9 protein-coding genes are annotated in these 11,602 nt (G+C 33.1%); 8 read left to right on the top strand and 1 reads right to left on the bottom strand.

The features are described from left to right. A partial coding sequence (locus RWL86_RS06100) for a MucBP domain-containing protein (protein WP_314077950.1) occupies window positions 1-2,633 on the top strand: 2,633 nt, incomplete at its 5' end. Window positions 2,634-2,711: 78 nt separating this feature from the next. On the opposite strand, the gene RWL86_RS06095 is transcribed toward RWL86_RS06100, so the two are convergent. Beyond that, window positions 2,712-3,989, bottom strand: coding sequence for a hydroxymethylglutaryl-CoA reductase, degradative (locus RWL86_RS06095; protein WP_314077947.1), 1,278 nt, complete (start codon window positions 3,987-3,989; stop codon window positions 2,712-2,714). 106 nt (window positions 3,990-4,095) lie between these two features. Between RWL86_RS06095 and RWL86_RS06090 the strand changes: the two genes are divergently transcribed. From RWL86_RS06090 to RWL86_RS06060, 7 genes are all read left to right on the top strand, one after another. Continuing rightward, on the top strand, window positions 4,096-4,686 hold the full coding sequence (locus tag RWL86_RS06090) for a hypothetical protein (RefSeq protein ID WP_314077945.1): 591 nt from the start codon (window positions 4,096-4,098) through the stop codon (window positions 4,684-4,686). A 12-nt stretch (window positions 4,687-4,698) separates the two neighbouring features. Further along, on the top strand, window positions 4,699-5,460 hold the full coding sequence (locus RWL86_RS06085) for an acyl-ACP thioesterase domain-containing protein (protein ID WP_314077943.1): 762 nt from the start codon (window positions 4,699-4,701) through the stop codon (window positions 5,458-5,460). Between the two features lie 210 nt (window positions 5,461-5,670). After that, window positions 5,671-6,282: a 30S ribosomal protein S4 gene (rpsD, locus tag RWL86_RS06080; RefSeq protein ID WP_006702788.1), complete on the top strand. Its 612-nt coding sequence runs from the start codon at window positions 5,671-5,673 to the stop codon at window positions 6,280-6,282. A 287-nt stretch (window positions 6,283-6,569) separates the two neighbouring features. Next, entirely contained in the window at window positions 6,570-8,399 is a 1,830-nt protein-coding gene (gene dnaG / locus RWL86_RS06075; protein WP_314077940.1) for a DNA primase, read from the top strand. Between the two features lie 15 nt (window positions 8,400-8,414). Next, on the top strand, window positions 8,415-9,539 hold the full coding sequence (gene rpoD / locus RWL86_RS06070; protein ID WP_006702786.1) for an RNA polymerase sigma factor RpoD: 1,125 nt from the start codon (window positions 8,415-8,417) through the stop codon (window positions 9,537-9,539). A gap of 59 nt (window positions 9,540-9,598) precedes the next feature. Continuing rightward, on the top strand, window positions 9,599-10,471 hold the full coding sequence (locus RWL86_RS06065; protein ID WP_314077938.1) for a DUF368 domain-containing protein: 873 nt from the start codon (window positions 9,599-9,601) through the stop codon (window positions 10,469-10,471). Next, window positions 10,472-10,993: a phosphatase PAP2 family protein gene (locus RWL86_RS06060; RefSeq protein WP_314077935.1), complete on the top strand. Its 522-nt coding sequence runs from the start codon at window positions 10,472-10,474 to the stop codon at window positions 10,991-10,993. Window positions 10,994-11,602 lie beyond the last annotated feature (609 nt).

Raw genomic sequence — 11,602 nt, 5'->3', positions numbered from 1 at the left:
CATTAGAAAATGGAGATGTAACCGTTAAGTACGAAGACGAAGCAGGAAATGCGATCTCAACACCAAATGAATTGAAAAAAGGTGTAGAAACAGGAACAGCGTACAATACCACTTCAGAAGATATTAAGAAACCAAGAATTCAAACAGAAGATGGAAAAGTATACAAACTGAAAGAGAAAAAAGCAGACTCAGCTCCAGAAGATGGAAAAGTAAGTGATACACCAGCGGTCATCACATACGTATACACATTAGAAAATGGAGATGTAACCGTTAAGTACGAAGACGAAGCAGGAAATGCGATCTCAACACCAAATGAATTGAAAAAAGGTGTAGAAACAGGAACAGCGTACAATACCACTTCAGAAGATATTAAGAAACCAAGAATTCAAACAGAAGATGGAAAAGTATACAAACTGAAAGAGAAAAAAGCAGACTCAGCTCCAGAAGATGGAAAAGTAAGTGATACACCAGCGGTCATCACATACGTATATACATTAGAAAATGGAGATGTAACAGTTAAGTACGAAAACGAAGCTGGTGAATCAATCAAACCTGACAACAACTTGAAATCTCAAGTTCCAACAGGAGATGAATATAACACTACAACTGTAAAAGACTTAACGATTACGAAAGATGGAAAACTTTACAAACTTGTAGAGAAAAATGATGGATTAAAAGAAGGTTCTTCAAAAGAGAATGGTAAAGTAAGTGATACACCAACTGTTGTAACCTATGTTTACTCTGAAGTTAAAGGTGAAATTATTCAAAAATTTGTTAATGAATCTGGAAAAGAAATCAAAGATCCAACAAATACTGGTAAGAAATCACTAAATGAAAAAGTAAACTTAGAACATCCAAATCGAATTACAGATAAAGATGGTAAAGTTTATGAATTTGTAAAAGTAGATAAAATTCCAACGAACTTCACTGAACAAACTCAAACAGCTACTTACACTTATAGAGCAGTTAAAGGTCAAGGGGTAACAGTATCTTACGAAACAACTACTGGAGTTCCATTAAAAGAAACTCAAACAGTTCAACCAAAAGATACACAACTTGGAACAGATTACGATACAACAACATCAAACTTTAAACCAGAACGTATCGAAAAAGATGGTAAAGTATACATTCTTACTGCAACAACTAAACCAGGTTCAGCTGAGAAAAAAGGTAAAGTAAGTGAACAAACACAAAATGTTACTTACGTTTATGAAGAAGTAAAAGAACCAGAAACAAAACAAAAATATGGTAATGTAATTGTTACTTATGTTGATAAAGCTGGTCGTCCATTATCAGGAACTACTGAAACTGGTGTTAAAGTTGATAAATCAGTAATCGATACTCCAGCATCGCTAGTGAAAACACCATATGACACAACAGACAATAAACCAGAAACTATTAAAACAGCTGAAGGTAAGGTCTATAAATTTGTAAAAGTAACGCAACATTCAGATGCTGAAAATTCAGATGTAAAATCTAGAACATCAGTTATTACTTATGTATATGAATTACAAAATACTACAGAAGAATTACCAGAAGCACATATTGGATTTGTAGTTGTTAACTATGTAGATGAGAATGGATTACCAATTTCAGGTACATCTGAAGGTAAAGAGATTCCTACAACAGTGATGGATGTTAATGGTGATTTAGTTGGAACTCAGTACGATACAACTGATCATAAACCAACAACAATCACAACTGCTAATGGAGATGTTTACGAATTCGTGAAGAAATCTGAATCATCAGCTCCTGAGTCAGGAGAATTAAAAGAAGGCGTTGCAACAGTTGAGTATGTCTACCGTAAGGTTATTACAACTTATGTAGATGAAACAGGCAAAGAAATCAACCCTTCAGATAAAGGAACGAAAGATAAGAAAGACATTCCAGAGTACATTTACAAAGAAACTAAGAAAGACGAAAAAGGAAATACAACGCATGTATACCGTCAAGTCGTAACAAGTTATGTAGATGAAGCAGGCAAAGAAATCAACCCTTCAGACAAAGGAATGAAGGATAAGAAAGAAATTTCTGGATATACGTTCAAAGAAACGAAGAAAGATAAAGATGGAAATACAGTCCATGTATATCGTAAAAAACAATCTTCGACACCAGAAAATCCAACTCCAGAAACTCCAAATACAGATAAATCTACCATTTGGAAATCAGTTGATGGGGAAACTCTAAAACCTAGAGAAAATGGTACGAAGGATAAATCTTCAATTCCAGGATATGAATTTGTACGTACTGAAAAAGATAAGGATGGAAATACTGTTCATATTTATCGTAAAGTAACTTCATCAACTCCTGAAGTGAAGGAAAAAGAAACTTCATATATTGATGAAAGTGGAAAAGAAATTCGTTCACCTAAGAAAGGAAATCATCCAAAAGAAATGATTTCAGGATATGAGTTTGTCCGTACGGAAACAGAGTCAAATGGCAATGTACGTCATGTATATCGTCAAGTAGCTCAATCACCAGCAACGGTTAACACACCAGAAACTGTTGAACAACCTAAGATTGAATTACCAAATACAGGTACTGGAGATGAATTTGCAATCTTTGGAGCAGCAGCAGCTTCAATTCTTGCAGGATTAGGAATTGCAATTCCAGGCAAGAAAAAAGAAGATTAAACGATTAGATGAATCATTTTTCATCGTTAAATAAAAAGGAAGGAAATAGTTTAGGCTATCTCCTTCCTTTTTTATGCATTATCTAATGCTTTCTAAAATTTTTTGTACTGTTTCTAAATTTAAATGTTTTTGTTCTTTCAGTAATTGGATAATTTGTGGAATTTCTTCTTCTGTTGCTCCAGCCGTTAAAGCTAGAGATTTTACTTGTAAGTTCATATGTCCTTTTTGAATGCCATCGGTTACTAATGCTTTTAATGCGGAAAAATTTTGTGCTAAACCTATAGAAGCAATAATTGCGGCTAATTCTTCAGCGGATGGATTCATCAATAATTCATGAGCAAATTGAGCAGCAGGATGAATCGCAATGGATCCACCAACCGTACCAATTGGCATTGGAATACTTAATGTTCCGACTAATGCCTTATCATCATGGATGAACCATTTACTAAAAGGTTGATAAGTTCCTGATAGAGTTGCATAAGTATGTGCCCCAGCTTCAATCGCTCGCCAATCATTTCCAGTTGCAATAACAACTGCATCAATTCCATTCATAATTCCTTTATTATGAGTAGCAGCACGATAAGGATCTACTTGTGATAGTTCGCTAGCAATTTCAATTCTACGGGCAATTTCTTCACCAGAGATTGTCTTTGTTTCTAATTGTTCAAATGGAATATGGCATGTAGTCGTGACAACGGAATGAGTTGCTAAATTCGATAAAATTGCCATAATACAAGTTCCATTTGTAAAAGTTTCGATAGGGGAAACTAAAGCTTCTAAAATCGTATTTAAAATATTTGCCCCCATTGCTTCCTTTGTATCTACAGAAATATAAAATACATAAAATGTATGATTTGGATGTTGTTTTTCTTCTACCCAAATCGATTGGATTCCACCACCACGTTTGACAATAGAAGGGTGAGCTTCATGAGCAATAGTAAATAAATGTTCGATTTCCTTTGAAAGTTTTTTCTCTATTTCTTCTATAGAATATGGGGAATCATAGATTGCAATTTCACCAATCATTTCTCTCTTTTCTTGAGTAGTAGTAAATCCCCCAGAACGATGAATGATTTTACAACCATTACTTGCTGCAGCAATGACGGAAGGTTCCTCTGTTACCATAGGAACAGTATAAGTTTTACCATTTACGGTGACTTCAGGAACAATTCCAAGTGGTAAGTCATATAGTCCGATTTGATTTTCAATCATTTGATTAGCTACTGATTCTGGTAAGTTAAATCCAGTTAATAAGTTTGATTTCTTTTCATCTGATAAATGAGATAAGTTTGTTAAAATGTTTTTTCTTTCTAGTGGTGTTTTTTGATAAAATTTATAAAATAAATGCTCGTTCATAATAAGCCCCCTTAGTGACTCTAGTATAACAAATTTATTAGTATGAGGGGAAGATACAAGAAAAAATGTTTCAAATACTGTATACTAGAAAACAAGGAGTGATGAAATGAAATTTACAAGAACAATTCAAGAACGTTTATTTATTGTAGAAGCAAAAGAAGCTTACCAAAAAGAAGCAGAAGATTTATTAACGATTGTAGAAGATTATTTTGAAGAAAACTTAGAAGAATTAAATCAATTGATTCCAATTCATTATGGAAATATTAAAGTTGTGTCCATTGAAAATGAGTATCATGTTTGCGTTCCAAATTATGAACAAAAACAATTAGAGGAATGGATTACAGATTGTAGCTATTTCTTAGAGATTGTTCAAAAAACATTTAAAGCAGGGAAACGTACAAAAACATTAGGAAAGTTAGTCCCATTCCGTTTTGATAGTCCTGTTATTATTGCAAATCATACATTTGAAGTGGAAGATTTTTATGCGCATCGTTTTGATGATGAAACATGGTATGTAGCACCTGTGGATCAAGAAATTGAATCTCAACCATTATCAGGAGCAAAAGCTTATGAAATTTTCCCGGATTATCCTAGTTTTTATGATATGATGCATTTACCAACAGATACAATTGTGATTTTCCATAAAGGAGAAATTGTATCAGTATTAAATGAAAATAGTGAAGATATTTGGAATTAATAGGAGGCTGCTATGACGGTTGACGTAATTTGCCAAATAGAGCGTACAATTCTTCCTTATGAATGTGATTGGAAAGGGAATTTGTTATTAAGTCAAGCTCTAGGAATGATGATGTTAGCTTCTAGAAAGCAACAACAACAATTACAAAGTCCAAAATTAATTTATGAAAAAGGCTATACATGGATCGTGATTCAACACGAAATTGAGATTCATCGTATGCCAAAAGTAGATGAAGAAGTTATCATTGAAACACAAGCCATTAGCTATAATAAATTTTTTACTTACCGTGAATATCGCATTCTTTCAAAAGAAAGAGAAGAGTTATTTGAATGTATCACGACATTTGCAATGCTTGATATGAAGGCACGAAAAATTGTGTCAATAGATGAAGAGGTTGTGTTGGAATATCCATTGTCCATTGGAAAAGAAATGAGAAAAGCAACTCGAATTCCTAAAAGAGATTTTACAGAGGCGATAACAGGAGAATACAAAATTCGAATTAATGATATAGATGCGAATCTCCATGTCAATAATGCTCGTTACTTTGATTTTGCTTTTAGTGAATTAGGAATGGAGTTTTTAAAGGAGAATCAGTTAAAACAAGTTGTCATTAAATACGAAAAAGAAGTATTACCAGAATCAACAATTTTGTGTTCAACTTTATGGGAAGAAAATACATCAGAGAGTCAAGAGAGAAGACAAACGTATCATTTAATTTCGCAGGATGGAAATCGATGTGCGAATATTCAAATGGAATGGGAAGAAATCGTATAAAATAGTTTGCATTTTATTCAAACATCTGATACAATAACTTTTGTGTAAAATATGCAGCAGAAATAAGAGAAGCTCGTCAACAGTCCTATCCATTTAGAGGAAGGTAGTAACCACGGCTGCAAAGGTGAACCCTAGTAGAGACTGCACGAATCTACTGTTTCGCAATTATTTTACTCCAAAAAAATTTTTTATTAATTGGAGGAATGTTCAATGTCACGTTACACTGGACCAAGCTGGAAGTTATCTCGTCGTTTAGGCATTTCACTTTCAGGAACAGGAAAAGAAATCGCTCGTCGTCCATACGCACCAGGTCAACACGGACCAAACAACCGTAGTAAATTATCTGAGTATGGTCAACAATTACAAGAAAAACAAAAATTACGTCATATGTATGGTATGAACGAACGTCAATTTGCTACTTTATTCAAAAAAGCTGGCAAAATTAAAGAAGGTAAACATGGTGAAAACTTCATGATCCTTCTAGAACAACGTTTAGATAACGTAGTTTACCGTTTAGGATTAGCTTCAACTCGTCGTCAAGCTCGTCAATTAGTAAACCATGGTCACGTTACTGTAAATGGTAAACGTGTAGATATCCCTTCATTCCAAGTACAAGTTGGAGATGTTGTTGGTGTTCGTGAAAAATCACGTAACTTAACAATCATTAAAGAATCTTTAGAATCTTTATATGGACGTCCAGAATTTGTTACATTTGATGAAGAAAAATTAGAAGGTTCATTAAACCGTCTACCATTACGTGATGAGTTAACATCTGATGTTGACGAATCATTAATCGTTGAATACTATAACAAATTAGGCTAGTCATTTTCATTGCTAGCAGTAGCCCAAGAATTACGGTGTTATCGCATTCTTGGGTTTTTATTTTTTGCCAAAAGTGGCTCAAAATGGAAAAATTGTGATTAGTTTTCCCCTTTTTTCCCCCTAGGTTTTATCGTAATAGTAGAACCATTTATATTGATATTTTTAACTTAGAAAAGCTAAATTAGTTGAAACAATTTTCAATTGATGATAATATATATCCTGTATCATTAGGGATACTACAGGCAAAGGGAAAAGTTCCTTAACATTTTAGGAAAAGGAGGCAGTATATGAGTCAAGTCATCCCTGAAGAAACGCTGAATCAGATTCAATCGCAAGTAAATATTGTCGATATTGTAAGTCAGTATGTTTCTTTGAAAAAACGAGGGAAGAACTATTTTGGCCATTGTCCTTTTCATGATGAACGGACACCTTCATTTTCAGTAACTGAGGAAAAACAAATCTATCATTGCTTTAGTTGTGGTAGAGGAGGAACTGTTTTTTCATTTATTTCAGAAATTGAAGGACTTTCTTTTGTTGAATCCGTAGCAAAAGTTGCAGAATTAGCTCAAATCCCATTTGAAAATAAATATTTGAGTTCTCGACCATCGGTTCAAGATACTCATCAACCGCTTGTTGCAGCACATGAAAATGCTGCTGAGTTTTATCAACATGTGTTATTACAAACACGTGGCGGTGAAAAAGCTTTAGAGTATCTTCAAAATAGAGGATATACATTAGAGACGATTCAAACCTTTAAAATGGGACTAGCATTAAAAGATCGCACTTATGTGACGAATTTGATTAAACAAATCCCATTAACACCTCAACAGATGGAAGAATCAGGATTATTCATCGCAAGAAATGATGATTTTATCGATCGTTTTTATCATAGAATTATGATTCCGCTTCGTAATGAGCAAGGAAAAGTGATTGCTTTTTCTGGTCGGATTTTACCCAATGATGAGGAAATGGTCGATGAACAAGAAGCGAAATATTTAAATAGTTCTGAAACACCTATCTTTAATAAGCGACAGTTCTTATTTAATTATGATTTAGCAAAATCAGCGATTCGTAAATCAGGACAAGTTGTCTTATATGAAGGATATATGGATGTCATTGCTTCTTGGCAAGCTGGTGCTAAAAACGGTGTAGCATCGATGGGAACATCTTTAACAAAAGAACAAATCCAAATCTTATCACGAGTAGCAAATGAAATTATTATTGCCTATGATAGTGATAGAGCAGGTTTAGATGCAACGAATCGGGCAATTGAATTATTGCAAGAAAATTCAGCTTTAACGATTTCAATCTTATCTTTAGATGCTGGAAAGGACCCGGATGAATTTATTCAACAAAGAGGAGCGGAAGCTTATCTTGAACAATTAGCTCATCATACAGAATCTGTTTTCCAGTTTAAAAAGAGATATTTTTCAAAACAATATCGACTAGAAATTGAACGAGAAAAAGTACAATTTTTAGAACAAATGACGATTGAATTGGCAAAAATTTCTAAACCTATTGAACGTGAATTTGCGATTAAATCATTAGCAGATGAGTTCGGAATTTCTGTAGAATTACTTTCTAGTCAAGTCAATTTTGTTCAGAGAAAATTCAAGCAGCAATCTTCTCACTCAACAGGGGAGTGGACGGCAAATCCTATGAAGATTTCACAGGATAGTCCGATGGAAGTTTCTCAAAAGCAACTTTTGTATCGTCTATTACATTCTCCGGAAGCATGGAGTTATTTAGCAAGAGAAAATGAAGAGTTTGAATTTCCTTATGTAGATTATCAACAATTTTATATTTTGTTGAGAAGCTATCGTGAGCAGCATCTTGAAGAATTACTTGTACAAGAATTTATGAATTTTTTAGATGAATCCGATGCAGTGAATCGTAATTTATTATCGATGATTGAATGGCTAGAAATGCCTGAAGAATGTACGGAAAAAGAAATTCATGACTTAATGTACTTTTTATCGAAAAAAGAAGATTTAAAACAACAATATCAAAGATGTATGCAAGAAATGAAAGAAGCTCAATTATCAAATGATGCTACTAGAGCAAATCAATTGATGATGGAGTTAGTTAATATTCAGAAACAATTAAAGAAATCATGAATGGAGGAATAGTGGATGACAGTTGAAAACAATAAGAATGGTCAAACGCTAAAAGAAGCTACAAGTAAATTGCTAGCAGAACGAAAATTGTTTGGGCAAATTTTATATGATGATTTATCAGCGCAAATTGCGATTCCATATGAATTAGATGCAGAAGGAATGGATAAATTAATCCAACAATTCGAAGATGCTGGAGTTAGTGTAGTGGACGCAGATGGTGGACCAACTAGTCGTCAATTATCTTCAGAATCTGCAAAAGAACCTGAAGTGGAAATGACAGAAGATGAAACAGCTTTATCTTCGAATGTAAAAATTAATGACTCTGTTCGTATGTATTTAAAAGAAATTGGACGTGTTCCATTATTAAGTGCGGATGAAGAAGTAAACCTTGCTTTACGTATTCAACAAGGAGATCAAGAAGCGAAACAAGAATTAGCAGAAGCTAACTTACGTTTAGTAGTTTCGATTGCAAAACGTTATGTAGGACGTGGAATGCAATTTTTAGATTTAATTCAAGAAGGAAATATGGGCTTAATGAAAGCTGTTGAAAAATTCGACCATACAAAAGGGTTTAAATTTTCAACATATGCTACATGGTGGATTCGTCAAGCAATTACTCGTGCCATTGCTGACCAAGCACGTACCATTCGTATTCCAGTTCATATGGTAGAAACGATTAATAAATTAGTTCGTATCCAAAGACAACTATTACAAGATTTAGGACGCGAACCTACTCCTGAAGAAATTGGAGCAGAAATGGATTTACCAACTGAAAAAGTAAGAGAAATTCTAAAAATTGCTCAAGAACCAGTGTCATTAGAAACTCCAATTGGGGAAGAAGATGATTCACATTTAGGAGACTTTATTGAAGATGATAATGCAACAAGTCCAGCTGAACATACAGCTTATGCATTATTAAAAGAACAATTAGATGAAGTATTAGAACAATTAACGGATCGTGAAGAAAATGTATTACGTTTACGTTTTGGTCTAGACAAAAATGGAGAAATCCGTACATTAGAACAAGTAGGCCAAGTATTTGGAGTTACTCGTGAAAGAATCCGTCAAATTGAAGCGAAAGCACTTCGCAAATTACGTCATCCAAGTCGTTCAAAACAATTGAAAGATTTCTTAGACTAGTACTGATGGAGACTGGGCAGTAGCCTAGTCTTTTTATTTATAAATGAAAGGAGAAACTTATGTTTCGTCAAATTTTAAATGGTTTTTGTATGGCATTGGCAGATAGTGTTCCTGGTGTTTCTGGAGGAACAGTAGCTTTTATTATGGGGTTTTATGACCAATTTATTGGTTCCATTCATGATATGGCATTTGGAAGTAAAAAGGAGAAGAAAGAAGCTTTTACTTATTTAGTAAAATTAGGAATTGGTTGGGTTATTGGAATGGTCAGTGCCATTTTAGTATTATCTTCATTATTTGAATCACATATTTATGGAGTAAGTTCATTATTTATTGGATTTATTGCAGGAGCCATTCCTTTAATGATGATGGAAGAAAAAGAATCTTTGAAAAAGCCATTAATGGGAATTTTTTATATTCTTCTAGGAGTGGCTATTGTAGCTGGAATTACTTGGATGAATTCTCGCACAGGTAAAGGTAGTTTTGATTTAAGCCAGTTTTCTCTTGTTGATTCCATTAAATTATTCTTTATTGGAATGATTGCTATTTCAGCAATGTTTTTACCAGGAATCTCTGGTTCAACTTTATTATTAATTTTTGGAGCTTATATTCCAGTCGTTTTTGCTGTAAAAGCAGTATTAACTTTCCAATTAGCATATGTTCCAAGTTTAGCTATTTTTAGTTTAGGGGTATTAGCAGGAGCCTTATTTGTTGTTAAAGCCATCAAATATTGTCTAGAACATTATCGTAGTCAAATGATTTATGGCATTATTGGAATGATGATTGGTTCATTTTATGCGATTATAATGGGACCAACGACATTAAAAATTCCTCAAGAAGCGATGAATTTTTCAACATTTTCACCAATTGCAGCTTTAGTTGGTTTGTTATTAGTATTAGGATTACAAAAATTAAAAGAAAAGGATTCTAAATAGATGACAGAATTACAAATTCTTGATGGATTTCAAAAATTACACAATCCAATATTAGATTCTATCATGATTTTTATTACTTCATTAGGAAATGTTGGATTCATTTGGCTAGCGATAATTGCAGTTTTGTTAATGAATAAGAAAACAAGATCTCTAGGGATTCTGTTAGCTATTGCGGTAGTAATCAATACAATTTTGTGTAATGGTCTCATTAAACCAATTGTAGCTAGAACACGTCCATATGAGGTTAATTCAGCGGTTTCTTTATTAATTTCAAAACCATTAGATTATTCATTCCCATCAGGGCATACAGCTATTTCATTTACGGTAGTTAGTGTATTGTATTTCCTTCGTATGAAAAAGTACTGGATTATGGCTTTTGTCTTAGCAAGCCTCATTGCTTTTTCAAGAATGTATTTATACGTTCATTATCCAACAGATGTACTAGCAGGAGCAATCGTAGGAACATTCAGTGGCTGGATCACCGTAAAATGGAGCCAATCAAGATATAGAAGATTTATATAAGAAGAAGGTATAAAAGCAGAGCAACAGCAAAGCTTTTATACCTTTTTATTTTGAAACTAGATATTAAATATTTTTAATCCATCTAACTATTTTTTTGAAATTCATAATTAATCCAATAACAATTAACGCAAATACTACTGTAGCAATTAAAGTTCCTAACATATAAATTCCTCCTTTATAGAAAGTGACTAAATACTGTTATGATTTTAAACAGTTTATCTAATAGAATTCTATCTTAAAATTAATAAAAAGAATCTCCATTTTTATACCTTTGAGGATCTATAACTATCATAATAAAACCTCCAATTAATTAAATTAAAATTTGATAACGTTTTCTTGTGAATATTATACCTTATTTAGTACGCTAAATAAAGTAGGAATGAAAAAAATTTGAATAGTGAAAAAGAGCAAAAGATAACCTTTATCATAGACTTCGTTTAGCTAGAGTCCGTTGCTAACGAATCAAATATAAGAATTTCAGACAAGAAACGAAATACAATCAATTGCGAAAAAGAGTAAATGAATGTTCCCTCCATAGACTTCTTACAGTAGTATGAGCAATAGAATCTGCAGAAGCAGATTCTATTACTGGAAAATTTGAGACCAAGG

It is taken from the genome of uncultured Granulicatella sp., from assembly GCF_963515095.1.
Taxonomy (GTDB): Bacteria; Bacillota; Bacilli; order Lactobacillales; family Aerococcaceae; genus Granulicatella.
Note: the sequence above shows the minus strand (reverse complement) of the source record. Positions and strands in the feature narration are given on the sequence as shown.

What these genes read in the sequence shown, in the direction of transcription:
- rpsD (WP_006702788.1), top strand. Translation starts at nt 5,671, where the DNA reads ATGTCACGTTACACTGGACCAAGCTGGAAGTTATCTCGTCGTTTAGGC.
- RWL86_RS06085 (WP_314077943.1), top strand. Translation starts at nt 4,699, where the DNA reads ATGACGGTTGACGTAATTTGCCAAATAGAGCGTACAATTCTTCCTTAT.
- rpoD (WP_006702786.1), top strand. Translation starts at nt 8,415, where the DNA reads ATGACAGTTGAAAACAATAAGAATGGTCAAACGCTAAAAGAAGCTACA.
- RWL86_RS06095 (WP_314077947.1), bottom strand. Translation starts at nt 3,989, where the DNA reads ATGAACGAGCATTTATTTTATAAATTTTATCAAAAAACACCACTAGAA.
- RWL86_RS06060 (WP_314077935.1), top strand. Translation starts at nt 10,472, where the DNA reads ATGACAGAATTACAAATTCTTGATGGATTTCAAAAATTACACAATCCA.
- RWL86_RS06090 (WP_314077945.1), top strand. Translation starts at nt 4,096, where the DNA reads ATGAAATTTACAAGAACAATTCAAGAACGTTTATTTATTGTAGAAGCA.
- RWL86_RS06065 (WP_314077938.1), top strand. Translation starts at nt 9,599, where the DNA reads ATGTTTCGTCAAATTTTAAATGGTTTTTGTATGGCATTGGCAGATAGT.
- dnaG (WP_314077940.1), top strand. Translation starts at nt 6,570, where the DNA reads ATGAGTCAAGTCATCCCTGAAGAAACGCTGAATCAGATTCAATCGCAA.